This is a genomic window from Cryobacterium sp. Y57, from assembly GCF_002929505.1.
In the GTDB taxonomy this organism is placed as follows: Bacteria; Actinomycetota; Actinomycetes; order Actinomycetales; family Microbacteriaceae; genus Cryobacterium.
In genome coordinates, this window is sequence record NZ_PJJL01000070.1 from 78,336 (window position 1) to 98,814 (window position 20,479).

Annotated in this window: 10 protein-coding genes, 1 tRNA gene and 1 pseudogene; 7 read left to right on the plus strand and 5 right to left on the minus strand. The window is 64.7% G+C overall.

Going from position 1 to position 20,479, the window contains the following annotated elements:
- Positions 1-2: 2 nt before the first annotated feature.
- On the minus strand, positions 3-227 hold the full coding sequence (locus CXY72_RS13175) for a DUF3107 domain-containing protein (protein ID WP_092108379.1): 225 nt from the start codon (positions 225-227) through the stop codon (positions 3-5).
- 95 nt (positions 228-322) lie between these two features.
- Between CXY72_RS13175 and CXY72_RS13180 the strand changes: the two genes are divergently transcribed.
- Both CXY72_RS13180 and CXY72_RS13185 read left to right on the plus strand, forming a co-directional pair.
- Entirely contained in the window at positions 323-3,499 is a 3,177-nt protein-coding gene (locus tag CXY72_RS13180; RefSeq protein ID WP_104128135.1) for an ATP-dependent DNA helicase, read from the plus strand.
- Positions 3,496-6,762 (plus strand): annotated as a pseudogene (locus CXY72_RS13185) (UvrD-helicase domain-containing protein); the annotation flags it as partial. The gene CXY72_RS13180 and the pseudogene CXY72_RS13185, both read left to right, overlap by 4 nt.
- Positions 6,763-6,773: 11 nt before the next feature.
- Here the strand turns inward: CXY72_RS13185 and CXY72_RS20700 are convergent.
- Complete coding sequence (locus CXY72_RS20700; protein ID WP_104128137.1) at positions 6,774-7,946, minus strand: phosphotransferase; 1,173 nt, start codon at positions 7,944-7,946, stop codon at positions 6,774-6,776.
- An 84-nt stretch (positions 7,947-8,030) separates the two neighbouring features.
- Here CXY72_RS20700 and nudC point away from each other — a divergent pair, with 84 nt between their 5' ends.
- A complete protein-coding gene (gene nudC, locus CXY72_RS13195) occupies positions 8,031-9,014 on the plus strand; it encodes an NAD(+) diphosphatase (RefSeq protein ID WP_104128138.1) in 984 nt (327 codons plus the stop codon).
- A gap of 2 nt (positions 9,015-9,016) precedes the next feature.
- Positions 9,017-10,726 (plus strand): ATP-dependent helicase, encoded by a 1,710-nt coding sequence (locus CXY72_RS13200; protein ID WP_199184048.1) that lies wholly within the window; start codon positions 9,017-9,019, stop codon positions 10,724-10,726.
- 858 nt (positions 10,727-11,584) lie between these two features.
- Here CXY72_RS13200 and adhP read toward each other — a convergent pair.
- Positions 11,585-12,595, minus strand: a complete 1,011-nt coding sequence (gene adhP, locus CXY72_RS13205) for an alcohol dehydrogenase AdhP (protein ID WP_104128306.1) — start codon at positions 12,593-12,595, stop codon at positions 11,585-11,587.
- Between the two features lie 130 nt (positions 12,596-12,725).
- Positions 12,726-14,027: a zinc-dependent metalloprotease gene (locus CXY72_RS13210; RefSeq protein WP_104128307.1), complete on the minus strand. Its 1,302-nt coding sequence runs from the start codon at positions 14,025-14,027 to the stop codon at positions 12,726-12,728.
- Between the two features lie 225 nt (positions 14,028-14,252).
- Between CXY72_RS13210 and CXY72_RS13215 the strand changes: the two genes are divergently transcribed.
- From CXY72_RS13215 to CXY72_RS13225, 3 genes are all read left to right on the plus strand, one after another.
- Positions 14,253-15,356, plus strand: coding sequence for a PDZ domain-containing protein (locus CXY72_RS13215; protein ID WP_104128140.1), 1,104 nt, complete (start codon positions 14,253-14,255; stop codon positions 15,354-15,356).
- Between the two features lie 132 nt (positions 15,357-15,488).
- Positions 15,489-18,413: a UPF0182 family protein gene (locus CXY72_RS13220; RefSeq protein ID WP_233197821.1), complete on the plus strand. Its 2,925-nt coding sequence runs from the start codon at positions 15,489-15,491 to the stop codon at positions 18,411-18,413.
- A gap of 168 nt (positions 18,414-18,581) precedes the next feature.
- Positions 18,582-18,655 (plus strand) — tRNA-Met (locus tag CXY72_RS13225).
- A gap of 103 nt (positions 18,656-18,758) precedes the next feature.
- Here the strand turns inward: CXY72_RS13225 and CXY72_RS13230 are convergent.
- A complete protein-coding gene (locus CXY72_RS13230; protein ID WP_233197822.1) occupies positions 18,759-20,141 on the minus strand; it encodes a short-chain fatty acid transporter in 1,383 nt (460 codons plus the stop codon).
- Between the last annotated feature and the right edge of the window lie 338 nt (positions 20,142-20,479).

The window sequence follows — 20,479 nt, forward strand, 5'->3', positions numbered from 1 at the left end:
CTTTAGGCGACGAAACCGACGCGACGCGATTCTTCGCTGCCAAGTTCGACATAGGCCAGGCCGACGGTTGGAACGATGTAGACGCGACCCTTGCTGTCGCTGAGCTTCAGATAGCCGGTCTGACCGGAAAGAGCCGCCGCAACGGTCTCCTCAATTTCGGTCGCTGGCTGCGATGTTTCGAAACCGATCTCCCGGGGGGAGTTGAAAATACCAATGCGAATGTCCATAGAACTGCCTTTCGTAGCCTTGCGCCCAGAGTACGACAGAACGCGCCACCGTCCGGACAGAGTTCACTGTCGGCGCAACCCGTTACCGTTGAAATGTGACACAGCACACCCTTAATTCCGCCCAGACGGCCGTTCTCGACCTCCCCGACGGGGTCAGCGCTGCGGTGATCGGCGCGCCCGGCTCGGGCAAGACGACCACGCTCGTCGAACTCGTCGCCGACAGGGTGCTCAACCGGGGATATTCTCCGAGCGAGGTACTGGTACTGGTACCGACCCGCGCCGGAGCCACGGAGCTGCGCGACCGGCTCGCGCTGCGCCTGGGCGTGCCGACGAACGGCCCGCTGGCTCGCAGCGCCAACTCGGTGGCTTTCCAGATTGTGCGTTCGGCCGTCGCGCAGGTCGGTGGCCCGACTCCCACGCTGCTCACCGGTGGTGAGCAAGACCAGATCATTGCGGAGCTGTTGCAGGGCCACATTGACGATGAGACCGGCCCGGCCTGGCCGACTACCCTCGGTCCCGATGTGCGTAGCTTGCGGGGCTTTCGCACCGAACTTCGCGATCTCATGATGCGCGCGGTCGAATACGGTGTCTCGCCGGGCCAGCTCGAGCGTTTCGCACGCGGACGTGCGGAGTGGGTGGCGGCGGCCGAGTTCATTCGCGGCTATGAAGAGGCCAAAGACCAGGCCCGCCCGGGCCAATACGACTCGACCGAGCTGGCTCGCTATGCTGCCGCTGTCGTCGCGGGTGCCCAGGCCGGCCCGGCCGGAGTTGCAACGCTCGGCTCCCTCGCCCACCTGCGCCTGATAGTGCTTGACGATGCCCAGGAAGTCACGCAGGCCACGATCACGCTGTTGGCCCAGTTTCAGACGCGCGGGGTGGCGATCATCGCCGTCGGTGACCCCGACATCAGCACCGGCTCGTTTCACGGTGCGCATCCGGATGCCCTCGGTCGCCTCGGCTCGTATCTCAGCGAGGGCCGGGCCGTACCGGAAGGCCGTGTGGCCGCGCCGATTGTGCTGCAGACGGTGTATCGGCACGGCGCGAACATCCGTCGAGTCGTTGCGCAGGTCACCGGCCGGATCGGCGCTGCCGCGGCTGGCACCCAGCGTGCTGCGGCCGGTCGCGATTCAACAGAAGCGAGTGAGCGTTCAGTGCGGACCGTGGTTGCGACCAGCCCGGCCGATCAGCTCGCAGTGATCGCCCAGCTGCTGCGCGAACGCCACGTGATCGATGCAATTCCCTGGTCGCGGATGGCTGTGATCGTGCGCACCGGAGCGCTCGTCCCGTCGATTTCCAAGGGGCTGGCCGCCCTCGAGGTACCGACACAGATTTCTACCGCGAGCACAGCCCTGCGTGACGAATACGCGGTGAGGGCATTCATCCTGGCGCTCGAGGTGACCCTGGGGCGCAAACCGCTCGACCCCGAGGCGGCGATCCAGCTGCTGCGCGGCCCGCTCGGCGGGCTCGACCCGATCACCCTGCGCCGGCTACGCGCCGCGTTGCGCCAGCACGAACTGGCCACTGACACCCCCACACCGCGCAGCGCTGACGAGCTGCTCGTCGTCGCACTGCAGACCCCCGACCTGCTCGCCGCCATCGATAACCGCACCGCTCGCCGCGCTGCCAGCTGCGGAGCGAGCCTGCGCGACGCGAAAATCGAATATGAAGCCGGTGCCACCATCGAGGAACTGCTCTGGGGCCTCTGGCAGCGCAGCGGACTCGATCGCGAGTGGAAAGAGCAGTCCACCGGCACCGGAATCGTCGCCGACGAAGCCAATCACAACCTTGACGCCGTCGTCGCCCTGTTCTCGGCAGCGCAGCGTTACGTCGAACGCACCCCGTCGGCCCCGCCGGTACTTTTTCTGGAACATCTCGTCGACACCGATGTGCCCGAAGATACCCTTGCACCGCGTGCCCTGGGCGCGGCCGTCACCGTGTCTACCCCAAGCGGCACCATCGGGCGCGATTTCGACATTGTTGTGGTGGCCGGCGTGCAGGCCAATGTCTGGCCCGACCTGCGCATCCGTGGCTCCCTGCTCGGCGCTGGCGACCTTGCCGTGGTCGCCACGGGACAAGAAGGCAGCGGGAACGACGCTGCCGGCACCGACGCGCGCACTGCAGTTCTCCATGACGAATTGCGCATGTTCGCCCAGGCCGTCAGTCGTGCCACGGATGAACTGCTCGTCACCGCCGTGAGCAATGAAGAAAACGAGCCGTCGGTGTTCCTTCGTCTGCTGCCAGACCCCGAGCCTGAGCGGGCTGATGATGATTTTGCCCGTTACCCTCTGTCGTTGCGCGGCCTGGCCGGGCGGATGCGCCGTGACCTGACCCGGGCTATCCGCTCACCGGCCCGCATCGACTCCGAGACGGCCGCCCGCGCAGCGGATGCCGCGGCCATTCTGTCCCGCCTGGCCAGCGAAAACGTACCTGGCGCCGCACCGGATCAGTGGTACGGTCTGACCGACCCGAGCACAGTGCGCCCGCTCAATGACTCCGCGGCCGGTGATGATCCGGTGCGTGTCTCGCCGTCGCGAATGGCCGCCTTCGAAACCTGTCCGCTGCACTGGCTGATCGGGCAGGTCGGCGGCGGCAGCTCGAGTACTGCCGCCAACCTCGGCACAATCATTCACAAGGTCATGGAAGACTGCGTCGACCGTCGGCCAGAGGCGCTCTGGCAGGGCGTCGAGTCCCGCTGGAACGAACTCGACTTCGACGCCGACTGGCAGTCACGCGTGCAGAAAGTCGCCGCGAGAGCGCTCACCGACCGGCTCGCCTCGTACCTGCTCGATTTCGAGAACGGGGGCGGTGAGCTGCTGAGCGCCGAGGGGACCTTTCAACTGGACGTGAGTGGTGCCGTGCTGTCGGGCACCATCGACCGAGTGGAACGCCAGGCCGACGGACGGGCCGTGATCGTCGACCTGAAAACCGGCAAGGGCGACGCGACAAGCGATGTAGGCGTCGCAGAGCATCCACAGCTCGGCGCCTACCAGCTGGCGTTTCAGGAGGGCGTCATCGAGGGCGTTTCGGGCGATATGGCGCTGGCCGGTGCCCGCCTGGTCATCATCTCCTCCGGCACGGTCAAACAGAACTACCGCAATCCCACCCAGCCCACCTTCACCCCGGAGCAACTCGACGCTTTTCGCACCCGGGTAAGCGACGACGCGGCAGGCATGGGCGGCAGCACTTTCATCGCCGAAATAACCGCGCACTGCCTCGACCCGCGAAGCCACGGGTCCTGCCGCATCCACATCATCAAGCAGGTCAGCTCATGAGTCTCACGACAACGGTCACAACATCAGTCACCACGGTCTCCGCCCTCGACATAGCCTCAGAACTCAAGCTTCCTCCGCCCACCGATGAGCAGCAGGAGGTCATCGAGGCGCCGCTCAGGCCGACCCTGGTGGTCGCCGGCGCCGGAAGCGGCAAAACCGAGACGATGGCCAACCGGGTGCTTTGGCTACTGGCCAACGGCCACGCCCGCCCTGACCAGATTCTCGGACTCACCTTCACCCGCAAGGCCGCCGGCGAGCTGAGCGATCGCATCAACAAGCGCATCGCCGACCTCGATGCCGCTGGACTGATGCCGATCACCGCCAGCTCAGACGCCAGCTCAGGCACCGGTTTGGCAGCTGAGTCTTCCGACCTCTTCAACACACCGAGCGTCTCCACGTACAACTCCTTTGCCAGCCGGTTGTTCACCGACAACGCCCTGCTGCTCGGCCGGGAGCCGGAATCTGTCCTGCTCAGTGAAACGAGCGCCTGGCTGCTCGCTCGGCGCGTGGTCATCGATCACGGCGACGGTCGCCTGGTGCCCTACGGCAAGAGCGTCGACCAGGTCACCGACGCCGTGCTGCAACTCAGTCGTGCCGTCGCTGAGAACCCGCCGCCCTGGCACAACGGCGCACCGGGAACCCCGCACGACCTCGCCGGCCTGGCCGAAAGTTTCGCTTACCTGAGTGATTTGCCCTACGGCAACCCGCGTAAGAAAAAGCCGTACGACTCGGTGATCGATGCCCTGGCCGCAGTAGCGCCATTGCCGGTGCTCGCCGAACTCGCTGCGCAGTACAGCAGTGAGAAGCGCCGCCTCGGGCTCATCGAATTCTCCGACCAAGTGGCCCTCGCGCTTCAGGTCTGCCAGAAAGTCGATGCGGTCGTCGACCGCTATCGCGACCAGTTCAGAATCGTGCTGCTCGACGAATACCAGGACACCTCCGTACTGCAGACCGAGCTGTTACATACGCTTTTTCACAACCACCCGGTGATGGCCGTCGGTGACCCGCACCAGTCGATTTACGGATGGCGCGGCGCCAGCTCGGCAAATTTGCTCGGCTTCGGACGAGACTTCAACACCAGCGACGCCAGTCCCGCAGCCGCAGCGCCAACCATGTCGCTGTCCTTCACCTGGCGAAACCCCTCCCTCGTTCTCGACGCTGCGAATGCCGTCGTCGATCCGCTGAGTCAGACGCTGCGCGCCCAACCTGGCGGAATCCAGGTTGAAACACTCAAGGTGCCAGCCGGCACCAGGGCCGGCGGCATTGACGCGCTCATGGCGGAGACCATTGCCGATGAGGCCGATGCGATAGCCAACTGGTTCGCCGCCCGGCTCGTTGGTGATCACACCGGTGCCATGCTTTTTCGGGCGCGCCGGGAGATGGACTACTTCGCCGAGGTGCTGCGCTCCCATGGCGTACGCGCGCACGTGCTGGGCCTTGGCGGATTGCTTTCCACCCCGGAGGTGGCCGACGTCGTGAGCGTTCTGCGGGTCGTGCACGATCCGGCTGCCGGCAGCGAGCTTGTGCGCCTCCTCAGCGGCGCCCGCTACCGCGTCGGCGCACGCGACCTGCAGGCTCTTGCCAATGTGGCACGCTGGTTGGCCCGGCACGACTGGGCCCAGAAGGCCATTTCGGCCGATCTGCGGGGCAAGCTGCGGGCATCCGTCGCCGGTGATGAGGGCAGCTCTCTGGTTGATGCGCTCGACTTTCTGGGCACAGCCCCTGACTCTCACGGCCAATTCGCGGAATTCAGCGAGCTGGGGCGTGCCCGCGTGCAGTCGGCCGGCCGGCAACTGGCGTGGCTGCGTTCCCGCGCCAGCCTGCCGCTGCTCGACTTCGTGCGGCTGATCGAACAGGAATTTCGGCTTGACATCGAACTGACCGCGAACGAGGACAACGACCTCGGACTCGCTAACCTGTATTCCTTCCACGACACGGTGGCCGCGTTCCTCGACAGCGATGAGCAGGGCACGCTGGCCAGTTTTCTGCGCTGGCTGAAGCGGGCAGAGCTGCAAGACGACCTCGGCCCGCGCGCTGAAATGTCGGAACAGGGCACCGTGCAGTTGCTGACGATTCACGGTGCCAAGGGCCTCGAATGGGACTTTGTCGCCATTCCAAACCTCACCGAGAAAAGCCTGCCAGCGTTAGCTCACGATTCCAGCGGATGGCTGCGCTTCGGTGAGCTGCCCTACGGCTTTCGGGGCGATCGCTCCGAGCTGCCCGAGCTCGAAGTCGCCGGCCATGACACGCAGCTCGATTATGACCTGGCCTTCCAGACCTACAAGGAGCAGTTGGCGACGCGGCACGACGACGAAGAACGCCGCCTCATCTATGTCGCCATCACCCGTGCCAAGCAAGATCTCTTGCTGACCGGCTCTTTCTGGGGCCCGGGACTGACGGTTCGAAAGCCCAGCCGCTACCTGGTGGAACTCGCCGAAGCCGGGCTCATCCGGGCCATCTCTGATACGAGCGCCGAGGCCGACAAACCTGGCTCCGCCTCCAGCGGCACGGAGCTATGGCCGTTCGACCCTCTTGGCACCCGCCGCGCTCTCGTTGAAGCCGCCGCGACCCGCGTTTTGAGCAGCACGGCGGATGCTCCCACCCGCTGGTCCCACGCGGTCACCCTGCTGCTGGAAGAACGTGCCCTGCGGTTGGCCGGCGGCGCGGTCACCGCCGTTCCCACCCGCATCCCCGCATCCCGGTTCAAAGACTACGTCGACGACCCTGCCGGAGTCGCTGCCGAACTGCGCCGCCCCATGCCGCAGCGCCCCTACCGCGCCACACGGCTCGGCACCCTGTTCCACTCCTGGGTGGAGCGGCGTGCCGGCGGCGCGACCGGCACCGATCGCGTCGATGCCGCGCTGAATGAACTGGACTTCGGCGATGATGATGCGGGCGACGACGACGGTACCGGCGCACTGAATGACCTCGCCGTGCCCGAGCAGGAACAGTTTGCGGTTCTGCAGGCCACCTTTGAACGGTCCGAATGGGCCGATCGAGCGCCGGTCGACGTCGAGATTGAAATTCACCACGTGCTCGCGGGCCAGGTCTTCGTCTGCAAGCTCGACGCCGTGTATCGCACCGGAGCGGGGTATCAGGTCGTCGACTGGAAAACCGGGCGGGCGCCCAAGAATGCCGCTGACCTCGAACTGAAGCAAACCCAACTCGCACTTTACCGATTGGCCTACGCCCGGTGGAAGGGAATCGATCCCAGCATTGTCGACGCCGTGTTCTATTTCGTCGCCGACGATACCGTCATCGCCCCCGAGCGCCTCTACTCAGAGGCTGACCTTCTTGCTGCCTGGTCGGGGGCGATGACCCCGGCGCGCGAGTCGCCGGACCCGGAGTCGTCGGTGGACTCCTTATCGGAGTCGGAGTCAGAGTCAGAGTCCATGCTGAGCCCCGAGAAGTTGTAGCTGTCGGTGTGCATAGCCGCATGCTGATCGTAGTCGCGGGCCGCGCGCGGCATATGGTCGAGCATGTCCTCCACGTCACCGACGGTCATGATCGGGCCGGTTTCGGGGGAGAGCGGCTGCTGGGTGTGGCTGTGTACCGTGTCGACGAGGCCGTCGAGCATCGCGACGGCGTCATCGACGATGGACTGGTCGTGGCTGCTGACGCCGTGCAGCAACCAGCGGGCCAGTTCGAGCTCGGCGTAGAGCATGGCACGCTGGGTGATATGGCTGTCGCTGCCCTGACGAGCGGTCGAGTACGTGGTGATGGCCAGTTCAGCGGCATCGCCGCGCGCGGCGAGCAACCAGTGGAGGTCGCGGGCTGGGTCTCCGACGGCCAGGCCGGACCAGCCGAGAATACCCGATACGGCGTCGTCGGTGATCAAAATAGAATCGGACGACATCGACCCGTGCACCACCGCCGGTGCGAACTGCCACAGGGCATCGTCGTCGGTGGCCTGTTCCCAGCGGCGCAGCAGTGCGGCGGGCAAGTAGCCGGTATTGGCGGCCCGGTCGATGAGGTCGATGGCATCTTTGCGACACTGTTCGGCGCTCTGCTGGGAAAGTCCGGCCGTGCCGATGAAAGCGCTCGGTAGTGAGTGGATCGCGGCGATGGCCCGGCCGATCGACCCCGAGACGCCCTCGTGTCCGGTGAGGGCATCCGCATCGAAACTGTCGCCGGCCAGCAGTTCGTAGACGACAGCGCGGGTTCCCTGGATCGGGGTTTGACCGACATATTCGGGCACGTCGAACGGAAGCCGGCTGCGATTGCCGGTGGTGAGCGCGCGCAGCGCCACGAGGTCGGCGGACTGTTCGGTTTCGGCCGACTGGCTGGTGGGAACGCGAATGATCAGCGCCCGCCCGTCTGTGTCGATAACGAGCGCTGAGTCGAACAGTCCGTGCGCGCCGGCACTGTGCTTGCGGGCGTAGGCCACGTCGAGCCCCGGAACTGCGGAGGTGGCTAACGCGGCTAGAGTGAGTTGAGTTCTGGCCATGCCTACTAGGTTAGATCGACTTCCGGTTGCGTGGCTGTTCGCCACGCCTCCACCCCCACGTTCTCGCAGAGCTCGGAGATTACCATGTCGTTCACTTTCACGACGCGGTTGCCGCTGTCTCGCCACGCGGTCGACCGCGATCACCTGAGCCGGGCCATTCCCGAGCTGTTCGATCAGCTCTGGGCGGATGCCGCCACCCGCGTTCTGCCGGTTTGGCACGGCAAGATACTGCTCGCGCCAAACGACTCGACCAACGCCGCTCGCCTCGCCCTGCTGCCTCCGACGAGCGTGATGATGAGTCGAGAGAATCCCGGCTTGCGCGTCTACCTCGGCCGGTCCCTGCCGACCGACCTGCCCGAGCCGACCGGCACCCGAATTGTCGCCGCGCAGCTCGACGACGACGCTGCGGCCCGGCTGGAGCCCGACGAGACCCGTTGGGTGAACCTTCGAATGGTCGCGACCGTTCTCAATGACCGTGACGCCGGTCTGTTCACCGAGGCCCTCGGTGTGCTCAACTGGCACGTCTCGCACGCGCACTGCCCGCGCTGCGGCGCCGCAACCGTGGTCGAGGAGGCCGGTTGGGTGCGTCGCTGCCCGGTGGACAATAGCCAGGTGTTCCCCCGTACCGACCCCGCCGTGATCGTGCTCATCACCGACGCCGACGACCGCATCCTGCTCGGCTCCAACGCTATGTGGGAGAACAACCGCTACTCGCTGCTCGCCGGATTCGTCGAACCCGGCGAAAGCCTCGAAGCGGGCGTGATTCGCGAAATGTTCGAGGAGTCCGGCCTGCGTGTGACCGATCCGGCTTACGTCGGCTCTCAGCCGTGGCCGTTCCCCGCCTCGGTCATGTGCGGGTTCACCGCTCGCCTCGCCGACGGCCAGCGGGCCCGTGATCTGCTGCCCGACGGTGCTGAGATTCTGGCGCTGCGCTGGTTCACCCGGCAAGAGCTGGTCGATGCAGGCGAGTGGATGCTGCTGCCCGGCCCCTCGTCAATCGCGCACGCCATGATCGAACGCTGGCTCGGCGCTCCGTTGCCGGCCTCGACGGAACTGATTCGCCCGTGACGGTGACCGCCGACTCGCTGCTGAAGGGCCTCGATGAACAACAGCGCATTGCCGCCGAAGCGCTGATCGGCCCGGTCTGTATGCTTGCCGGCGCCGGCACCGGCAAGACCCGCGCCATCACCCACCGCATCGCCCTGGGCGTGTTGACCGGCGCGTATGCCCCCAACCGGGTCATGGCGCTCACGTTCACGAGCCGGTCGGCAGCGGAACTGCGCGGGCGCCTGCGGCAGCTCGGTGCCGGGGGAGTGGCCGCGCGCACGTTCCACGCTGCAGCGTTATCTCAACTGAACTACTTCTGGCCACACGTGGTCGGCGGGCAGGCTCCGCGCATCCTCGACGGGAAGGGTCGCATCCTCGGGCATGCCGCCGAGGCCCTGCACCTCAAAATCGATACGGCCACCCTGCGCGACCTTGCGGCCGAGGTGGAGTGGCGCAAGACCAGCGGCCTGAGCATCGAGCAATACGCGGCCGGCATCGCCCGCCGCAGCCTGCCAGGACGGCTCGACATCGACCAGGTCGTCGCCCTGCAACAGACCTACGAGAAGCTCAAAGACGAACGCAAGCAGATCGACTTTGAAGACGTGCTGCTCGCCATGGCCGGCATGATCGAGGCCGAACCGTCGGTGGCACTGCAGGTTCGTGAGCAGTACCGGTTCTTCGTCGTCGACGAATATCAGGATGTCTCGCCACTGCAGCACGACCTGCTCGCGCTGTGGCTCGGCGACCGCCGCGATCTCTGCGTCGTTGGCGACGCCAGCCAGACCATCTACTCCTTCGCCGGTGCCCGTAGCGACTACCTGCTCGACTTTCCCAAACACTACGAGGATGCCACCGTGGTGCGGCTCGAGCAGAACTACCGGTCGACCGCGCCCATCGTTGCTACCGCGAACCAGCTCATGCGCGGTCGTTCCGGCGCACTGACCCTGCATGCCGCGCAATCCGACATCGGCTCCGATCCGAACGTGCGTGGCTACGCCTCGGATATGGCCGAGGCCCGCGGTGTCGCGGAGCAGATTCTGCAGCTCATCGGTACCGGTACCAAACCCGAAGATGTAGCCGTATTGTTCCGGGTCAACGTGCAGGCGGCACTGCTTGAAACAGCGCTGACCGAGGTCGGGGTGAGTTACCAGATTCGTGGCGCCAAACGGTTCTTCGACCTAGCCGAAGTGAAGCAGGCGGTGATGAGCCTGCGCGCGGCATCCGTTTCGATCGTCGGAGAACCGCTGTTCAAGTCGGTCAGTGACGTGCTGCGGTCCCTCGGCTGGAGCCAGACCGCCCCCGAGACGCGCGGCGCAGTGCAGGCTCGGTGGGAATCGCTCAATGCCCTGATGGGTCTGGTCGACCAGGCCGCTGCCGGCACCACCTTTCGCCAGTTCACCGACGATCTGATGGAACGCCAGGCCGGCCAGCACGAACCGACCGTCTCGGCGGTGACACTCGCCACCATGCATTCCGCCAAGGGTCTCGAGTGGGATGTCGTGTTCGTGGTCGGCCTGAGCGAAGGACTGGTCCCGATCAGCTATGCGAGTACCTTCGAGCAGATAGACGAGGAGCGCCGACTGCTCTACGTCGGTATCACACGGGCCCGTAGGCGGCTCGCGCTGAGCTGGTCGTCCTCCGGAGTGCAGGCTCGTGCGCCTCGGGAACGATCTCGTTTTCTGCAAGAGCTTGACAGCCGCACCGCTCGTGGAGCCGGTGCGCGCTCCGCGTAACGGTGCCGGAGGTGGCGTCAATGCGCAACGACCGGGCGAACATCGCTGACCGTCCGGTTTCGAGGCGATCCTGAACGAGCCCGGCTACCCGCACGGCGACCTCAAAGCTCAGCCGGGGTGTTTCGCTCGGTGCCTGCCGCGGGGCCAGCTGGCAGGCCATGGCCGGCCAGGCGGGATCGTCATCGACATGCGCGAGCTCGAGACAGGTCAGGCAGGGCCCAAATCCCGGTTCGATTAGCGGTCCGACCCGGGCGGCGCTGTCGCTGAACACCACCGGCAGGTGGGGAATGTCCCGGCGTAGCCAGCGCCCGTGACGCTCCGGTGAGAAGACGTACTGTCCGACCAACACTGCCAGTTCTGGTTCATTGCCCGGTAGCGGCTCCTCGATTCCGAGGTTGGCCAGCAGGCTACGCACGCGAAAAGCGGTCGTTCCGATACCATCAACGAGCACGGTCCGGGGCAACGGCGTGACCGGAGGTTCCGCATCGTCTGATACATACAGCAGCGCCGGCTCGAGCAGTTCGAGCAGATGCGTCACCTCGGCAGCGGATGCTCCGGCCAGCGTTCCCAGCAGCATCGCACCGGAACGATGCACCCCAGCGACGAGGGCTGACAGCACAGCCTCGTGGGCGACAGTGAGCCCATCGATCCGCACAACGGCATGGTCGATGCCGAGTTGTACGCAATCCGGTGTGCGCCACACCAGGGGGTATCGAGGATTCAGTCGAAGAGCCATGCCGACATGATGACGCACATGGCCCCGACTGGATGAGTTCTCCACAGGCTGGTTATCACGGGAGTGCGGGCGGTCACGCACGAATACTGGGGATTCGACGATAACGCCGCCCGCACCGGATATCAGTAGCGGATGACCACGCGACCGTCAATCTTGCCGTGCTTCATTTCGTCGAGTACCTCATTGACTTCGTCGAGGCGACGCTCGGAGACCGTGGGGTGAATCTGGCCGCGGGCGTAGAACTGCAGGGCTTCTTCCATGTCCTGACGGGTACCCACGATGGAGCCGCGGATGGTAAGGCCCTTCAGCACGATGTCGAAGATCGGGGCGGGGAAGTCTCCTGGCGGCAGGCCGTTGAAGACGATGGTGCCGCCCCGACGGGTCATGCCGATGGCCTGGCCGAAGGCGGCCGGGTGCACCGCGGTCACGAGTACGCCGTGCACTCCACCGGTGGCTTTCTGGATGGCGGCAACCGGGTCGCCGTCGAGTGCGTTGATCACGAGCTCGGCGCCGTGCTGGCGCGCCAGGGCGAGCTTGTCGTCGGCGATGTCGACGGCAACAACCCGCAGGCCCATCGCCTTGGCATACTGCACGGCAATGTGGCCGAGGCCGCCGATCCCGGAGATGGCAACCCACTGGCCAGGACGGGCCTCGGTCATTTTCAAGCCCTTGTAGACGGTGACGCCGGCGCACAGGACAGGAGCGATTTCGATCGGGTCGGCGCCGTGCGGGATGCGCACAGCGAAGCGAGCGTCGACGAGCATGTACTGCCCGAACGAACCGTCAACGCTGTAGCCGCCGTTCTGTTGCGCTTCGCACAGGGTTTCCCAACCCGTGCGGCAGTACTGGCAGCTTCCGCAGGCACTCCAAAGCCAGGCGTTTCCGACGAGGTCGCCGATGGCGAGGTCATCGACGCCGGCGCCGAGGGCGACGATCTCGCCGACACCCTCGTGGCCTGGGATGAACGGCGGGCTCGGCTTCACCGGCCAGTCGCCTTCCATGGCGTGCAGGTCGGTGTGGCAGACGCCACTGCTGAGCAGCTTGACCAGGGCCTGACCCGGGCCGGGTGTCGGTAAGGGAACCTCATCGATTGTGAGGTTTTCGCCGAACTCGTGCACGACGGCCGCGTGCATGGTCGTCGGCACCCGGGTGGATGTCTTCGTATTGCTCTCGGTTACTGTCATTGCCAAACTCCTTCGTTTGGGACGTTTCGTCCATTAAACGACGGTATCTCAGCGAAGGTTGCGGCAACGTTGCGCGCCTCTATGCCTCGTGTGGACGCTCGGCACCGTCATCGCGCAGCAGGTCTTCCAGGGCCTGATCGACATCGTCGAGCACCTCGGGCTCACCTCGTGCCGCGCTCGACAGCCGGGCAATCAACTGCTGGGGGTCGTCGATGTCTTGCTCAGTGGGCAGCAGGTCGGGGTGCGACCAGAGGGCGTCGCGCGCTTCGTTGCCAACGGCATCCGTCACGGCTTGCCACATCGCTGCGGCCTCCCGTAGTCGGCGCGGGCGCAGTTCGAGACCGACCAGGGTCGCGAAAGCGGATTCGGCCGGACCGCCGGAAGCCCGGCGGCGTTTGACGGTCTCGGCGATGGCATCGGCTTTGGGCAGCCGAATCGTGGCGCGGGCGGTGACGACATCAACCCAGCCTTCGACCAGGGCGAGCATCGTTTCGAGCCGCGATAGCGCCAGAAGTTGCGACTCGGACTTCTGTTGGATGAGCGAACCGTCCACCATGGCCTGACGCAGGTCTTCCGGGTTGGAAGGGTCGAAGCTTCCGGCGAGTTCTTCAAGACGGCTGGAATCGATGCTGATACCGCGCGCATATGCCGTGACTGCGCTGGTCAGGTGCAGGCGCAGCCAGCGGGCGTGCCGAAACAGTCGGGCGTGGGCAATCTCACGCACGGCCAGGTAGATCTGCACCTGGTCGGTGGGAACGTCGAGGCCCGCACCGAAATCGGAAACGTTCTGGGGGAGCAAGGCAGCCTGCTGCTCGCCGAGCAGCGGGATGCCGACGTCGCCGCCACTGACGACCTCGCTGGCCAGCTGGCCGACGACCTGGCCCAGCTGCATTGCAAAGAGGGTTCCGCCGATACTGCGTACGAGCTGGCTCGCGTTGGCCACCATGCCCTGCATCTCTTCGGGCACCTGTTCGGCGAAGACCCGGGTGAGCGAATCGGAGATACTCGTTGCCACAGGTTCGGCCAGCTGAGTCCACAACGGCATAGTCGCAGTAACCCACTCGCGACGGGTCATCATCCGGGGTTCAACGGTCAGTTCGGCCACGGAAATGACGTCGTCGAGCCAGAGGGCCGCGATGTGAAAAGCCTGGCGCAGCTGGGTCTGCTGCTCGTCGGTCGCCGTGAGCTGCCCGTTAGCCGCTCGCTGCTGGCCCTGGGTGAGCGCAATCTGCCAGTCCACGCCGGTACCTTGGGAGTTCATAGCGCCCTGGAGCTGTTGCATGAGAGCCGCCACACTGGCCGGGTCACTGGGCAGGCCGGCCGCGTTGGCGAGCTGGCCCGGGTCGATGCCGCTCTTGCCGCTCAGAATGTCGCGCAGCATGTCACGGAACTCGTCACTGGGGCTGTTATCGCCGGGCTCGCCCGGGTTCTGGTCGTTCGGGGGTAGGGAGTCGTCGGCCACTTCAGGCCCCTCTCAGTTGCATACTTCTACGCTAGTGCGAGTAGCCCGCTCGGGGCTGGGAAATATCCTAGGCTGAAGGGCTTGTAGTGCGCCCGTCGCGAACACGACCCTGGACCTGGCAGGAACCAATACGGAAGGAGCACGGTGGCTCTCTTCACCGATGACTCACCGGCACCCCAGGGTGCACGGCGTCGCCGCCCCTCGATCGGCTGGACGGCGTTGTTGATCGCCCTCGTCGCCGGGGTGATTCTCGGCGTCATGCCGGCCCCCTACGTCATCGAGAAGCCCGGACCGGTCTACAACACTCTTGGCTCCGCCACCGATGCCAACGACGTCGAGACCGCCCTCATCACCATCCCGGGTGAGACGGTGTACCCGACCAAGGGCACGCTCGACCTGCTCACGGTATCCCTGCTCGGCAACCGGGAGAACCGCCCGAGCTGGCTCAGTGTCGCCGGAGCATGGCTGGATCCGAGTGAAGCCGTCCTCCCCATCGACCAGGTGTTTCCCGCCAATGTCAGCACCGAACAGCGGGATGCGCGCTCCAGCGCCGACATGATCAATTCCCAACAGGATGCCATCGCCGCGGCCCTCACCCATCTCGGCTACGACTACCCAACGACAGTCACGGTGGTCAGCTTGCCCGATGGCTCCCCGGCGGCGGGCGTGATCGAGCCCAAGGATCAGATCACCGCGGTGAACGGGACGCCGGTTGTCAACGTCGCGGAACTGCGTGCCGCGTTGCAGACCAACGGCGCCGAGACGGCGGCCAGTCTCGACATCGTGCGAGGCGGCGTAGCGCGCACCGTCGAGGTCACCCCGATCGACAGCGCCGGCACGGTCGTGGCCGGGGTCAACGTCTCAGTCGCCTACGATTTTCCGTTCGAGGTGCAAATTCAACTCGACAAGGTCGGCGGACCAAGCGCCGGCATGATGTTCGCCCTCGGAATCATCGACAAACTCACCCCTGGAGAGCTGCAAGGCGGTGAGAACGTGGCCGGTACCGGCACGATCGACCAGTCCGGTGTGGTCGGCCCGATCGGCGGCATCCAGCAGAAGCTCTATGGCGCCGTCGAGAATGACGCGAGCTGGTTTCTGGCTCCGGCAGGCAACTGCGACGAAGTGACCGGCAATATCCCCGACGGTCTGAGCGTGTTCTCCGTTGCTACCCTCGATGAGGCACTGGCCGCCCTTGACGCGATCAAAACCGGCAACACGAACGGGGTCCCGACCTGTCCAACAAGCTAGCGTCGCAGGAAAAACTTCGGACAGCTCGGCAATGGTGACTCTCTCAGGGGTGCTTAAGTAAGATAGACGTGACCCTGATCACGCGGTTAATGATCACCCTGTACCTAATGACTGAGCGCAAGAGGCCAATTCGTGAGTTCATCAGCAGCCGACAACGCCCCCCGGCGCGGCCGAGCCCCGCTAGCAATTTCCGCAGCAATTATCGCGGGGTTGGTGATCCTGTTCTTTATCTTCGCCGGACTATATACCGATGTGTTGTGGTTCGACCAACTCGGATTCCTCAATGTGCTGACCACCCAGTGGATCGCCGGCACCGTGCTGTTCCTGATCGGGTTCGTCGCCATGGCCGTGCCGGTCTGGGTGAGCATCCAGCTGGCCTACCGCCTGCGCCCGGTGTATGCGAAGCTCAACTCGCAGCTTGACCGCTACCAGCAGGTCATCGAGCCGCTGCGTCGCCTCGCGATGTTCGGCATCCCTGCGCTCCTGGGCCTGTTCGCCGGCGTGGCCGCCGCCACCCGCTGGCAGACCGTGCTCATGTGGCTCAACCGCACCGAGACTGGGCGCGTTGACCCGCAGTTCGGCTTTGACATTTCCTTCTACCTGATGGATCTGCCGTTGTATCAGGCCGTGCTCGCCTTCGCATCCGCCGTCGTGCTCATCTCGGCCCTGGTCTCGGTCGCTACCAGCTACCTGTACGGGTCCATCCGGGTGTCCGGCCGTGAGGTGCTCATCTCCAAGGCGGCCCGTGTACAGATCGCCGTCACGGCGGCCGTGTATCTGCTGCTACAGGCCGTGAGTATCTGGTTCGACCAGTACTCCACCCTGACCAACCAGGGCACACTCATCACCGGCGCCGGCTACACCGACGTCAACGCCACCATCCCCGGCCGCGCCATCCTTGCCGGCATCGCTGCAGTGGTCGCCCTGCTCTTCATCCTCACGGCCATCATCGGCCGCTGGCGTCTGCCGGTCATCGGCACCGCGCTGCTGATCGTGTCGAGCCTGCTGATCGGATCGCTCTACCCCTGGGTCGTGGAGCGCTTCCAGGTGGAGCCGAGCGCTAAGTCGCTTGAGGCACAGTACATCGAGCGCAATATCAATCTCACCCGGGATGCCTACAACGTCGCCGGCATCGAGGAGATTCCCTACAACGCGAAGACCACCGCCGAGCCCGGCGCCCTGCGCGCGGACGCCGCAACCACCGCCAACATTCGTATTCTCGACCCGGCGCTGGTCAGCGACTCGTTCGCCCAGCTGGAGCAGTTCCGCCAGTACTACCAGTTCCCCGGCAACCTCGACGTTGACCGCTACATGATCGACGGTACCTCGCAGGACACCGTCGTCGCCGTGCGTGACCTCAACATCGACGGCCTGAACACCGGTAATACCTGGGTCAACTCGAAGACCGTCTATACCCACGGTTATGGTGTGGTCGCCGCCTACGGCAACCAGCGCTCGGTCGACGGGCAGCCGGTGTTCCTTGAATCAGGCATTCCCACCAGTGGTGCGCTCGGTGACTTCGAGCCGCGCATCTACTTCGGTGAGACCTCGCCGGAGTACTCCATCGTCGGTGCCGAAGAGGGTGCCAACCCGATCGAACTCGATTATCCGTCGGGCGAAGAGGGTGCGGGCCAGACCTACACGACCTTCTCCGGAGATGGTGGACCAAAACTGGACAACGCGTTCAAGAAGCTCATCTACGCGCTCAAGTTCCAATCAGAGCAGATCTTCCTGGCGGCCTCGGTCAACGACAAGTCGGAGATCCTCTACGACCGTGACCCGGTCACCCGCGTACAGAAGGTCGCGCCGTACCTCACGCTCGACTCCGATGCCTACCCCTCGGTCGTTGATGGTCGGGTGAAGTGGATCATCGATGGCTACACGACGTCGGCGAATTACCCATACTCCACTCCGGTCAGCTTGAGCGATGCCATCGCCGACACCGAGACACCACCGCAGCCGTACGCCCTCGACAGCATCAATTACATGCGAAACTCGGTCAAAGCCACCGTCGACGCCTACAGCGGCGAAGTCACCCTCTACGCCTGGGACGACAAAGAGCCGTTACTGCAGACCTGGCAGAAGATCTTCCCGTCGACGCTCAAACCCATGAGCGAGATGAGCGGTGACCTGATGAGTCACGTTCGCTACCCGGCCGACCTGTTCAAGGTTCAGCGCTCGATCCTCGGGCAGTACCACGTGACCGACCCGGGATCGTTCTACTCCAAGGACGACGCGTGGATCTCACCGAACGACCCGGACTCTCCGGCGACGAATCCCACCTTGCAGCCGCCGTACTACCTCACCATGCAGGTACCGGGAGCGGATGCCCCGTCCTTCTCGCTCTACACGACCTTTCAGCCGGAAGCAACGGGTGAATCCAGCCGAAACGTGCTCTACGGCTATCTCGCCGTTGACGCCGACGCCGGATCGGAAGACGGTGTGCGCGCCGAGGGGTACGGTCAGCTGCGACTGCTCAATCTGCCCAAGGACGGCACTGTCCCAGGCCCCGGCCAGGTGCAGAACGTCTTCAACGCCGATCCGGCCGTGTCGACCGAACTCAACCTGCTGCGCCAGGGTTCCTCGACCGTGCTGAACGGAAACCTGCTGACCCTGCCGGTCGGTGGCGGACTGCTCTACGTGCAGCCGGTCTATGTGCAGTCCACGGGTGAGACGAGCTACCCGCTGCTGCAGAAGGTGCTCGTGGCCTTCGGCGACCAGATCGCGTTCGAGGACACCCTCGACGGTGCTCTCGATGTGCTGTTCGGCGGCGATTCGGGTGCGACGGCCGGTGATACGGCCGTGCCGGACCCGGCTGCCACGGACGGAGCAACGGGCGGCACGACCGGTGGTGCTACCGGCGGCACGGACGTGCCGACCGAGTCGACCGGCGATGCGGCAACAGATGCCCAACTCAAGTCGCTTCTCGCTGTCGCCAAGACGGCGCTCGCCGACAAGGCAACCGCACTCGCCGCCGGCAACTTCGCCGACTACGGCACCGCTGACGCCAAGCTTGCCGAGACGATCGCGAGCATGCTCGCCCTGCTCGGCGAATAGTCCCACCGCAAGACCGGTCGCAAGCCCTCACGCGTCTCGGGTGGGGGCTTGCGCTCGTTGAGCCGATGGTATTCGATACCAGATAAGGCAAAATTTCAGTAGTTTTTTGCGATACCAACCCAAAGTGGTCAACCGCGCTTTGAGGGTGTGCTAAATTTGATTTTGTAGCGCGGGGTGGAGCAGTTCGGTAGCTCGCTGGGCTCATAACCCAGAGGTCGTAGGTTCAAATCCTGCCCCCGCAACAGATGCCCCCGGAACCCCTGGTTCCGGGGGCTTTTTCGTGCCCGAATTCAGTCAGGCAACGAGGAGCCGATCAGGAATTCTCCTCGCTCATCTCGCCGGCGCCTAGGGGATGACCGGTGCCACGAACTCGAAGGTTCGTCCAAGCAGCCAGACCAGAAGCAATACCACCGGCAGGTGGAACATGAACTGCAGGAACGTGAATCCCACGAGATCTCGTGCTTTGAGGCCAAGGACCGCGAGCAGGGGCAGCATGAAGAACGGGTTGATGAGGTTGGGCAATGCTTCGGCCACGTTGTACACCTGCACCGTCCAGCCCAGGTTCATCTGAACATCGGTGGCCGATTGCATGACATACGGTGCTTCCACCAACCATTTACCACCGCCCGAAGGCACGAAGATTCCCAGGATGACCGTGTACAGCGCGACAATCACTGTGAAGCCGCCGCCTCCGCCCACGCTGGTAAAGAATTCGGCCAGGTGCTCCGAGACGGTCATGCCCCCATTTCCGACTGCCCGGGTCAGAATTGCTGCCATGGCCGCGTAGAGCGGAAACTGAACCAAGATTCCGGCAGTGGCAGGAACGGCCTTGGACACAGCCTGCAGAAACTTGCGCGGTGTTCCGTGGAGCACGAGCCCGAGCATCAGGAAAACCAGAAGGTACCCATTCAGACTGCTGACCACCGACAAGACGGGACTCGTCACGAACTGCGAGACGAGCCAACCCAGCGTCAAGAGCGCGATCAGGATGGGAAGGATGCGGCTGTACTCGAGCCATTCGCCGGGTCGTGAGCGTGGCGCTGCCGGCTCCGGCTCGTCATTGAGGTCCACGCCAAGATCCTGTGCTGTTCGAATGGCGTCGCCACGCGGAGCGGAGAAATGCGCGATCAGTACGGTCAGGGCAATGATGATCGCGCACATGGTGAGCGACTGCCAGGTGAAAATCGTCGTGCCGAAGTCGAGTACGCCGGTGACCTGCAGAAGGGCCGGCGGCAGGGACGTTGCCGTGGCTTGAAGTTGTGCAGCAGATGATGACATGCCCAGTGCCCAGACTGCTCCCAGGCCCATGAATGCAGCGGCCCCGAGCGCTCGGTAGTCCACACGAAGATCGGTTCGGCGGGCAATGGCTCGCGCCAACAAGCCGCCGAAGACCAGGCTCAGGCCCCAATTGACAAAAGAAACGGACATGGACAGGAACGCGACAAAGCTCACCGCCGTTGCGGCTGACTGGGGCACAGCCGCAAGCGTATCGATCAGCCGAGCCACCGGTCGGGATGTCGCCACGACGTACCCGGTCAAGACGACCATAGCCATTTGCAGGGTGAACGCCGTCAGGTCCCAAAAGCCGTTGCCGAAAGAATCGACGATGATCTGCGGGCTTGAACCATTAGCCAGGGCGGCGACGGCGACGAGGAGTACACCGACCAGGGCGAAAATGTACGCATCCGGAAACCATTTCTGAGTCCAACCTGCGAGAGACTGGGCCACACGCGCGAGCCCCTTTTCTGTGCGAATTTGTGGGATGGTAGCCGTCACGGTGGATCTCTCTTCTTTGAGGCGAGTGTGCACGCGCGCTGGCGCGATTGGGGGATGGCCGCATCCCGATGGGGATGAATAGCCATGTGCAGGCTAGGTGCGGCGGGATGGGCATGTCAATGTGCTCAGATTTCGCGGCATCCCGTCAAGCCGGGAGATGTCATGACCTGCTCACACCGGCTTGAAAAGAATTCTTGTAAATATGTCGGGTGCGGTACGACCTCAGATGACGTCTTCGGGGAGCTAGTTCTTCAGGACGGCGACGGGCACGGCGTCGGCTGGACGCACCG

Coding starts and splice junctions, on each gene's coding strand:
- adhP (WP_104128306.1), bottom strand. CDS start 12,595: ATGCACGCGGCCGTCGTGCACGAGTTCGGCGAAAACCTCACAATCGAT.
- nudC (WP_104128138.1), top strand. CDS start 8,031: ATGTCGTTCACTTTCACGACGCGGTTGCCGCTGTCTCGCCACGCGGTC.
- CXY72_RS13175 (WP_092108379.1), bottom strand. CDS start 227: ATGGACATTCGCATTGGTATTTTCAACTCCCCCCGGGAGATCGGTTTC.
- CXY72_RS13210 (WP_104128307.1), bottom strand. CDS start 14,027: ATGCTGCGCGACATTCTGAGCGGCAAGAGCGGCATCGACCCGGGCCAG.
- CXY72_RS20700 (WP_104128137.1), bottom strand. CDS start 7,946: ATGGCCAGAACTCAACTCACTCTAGCCGCGTTAGCCACCTCCGCAGTT.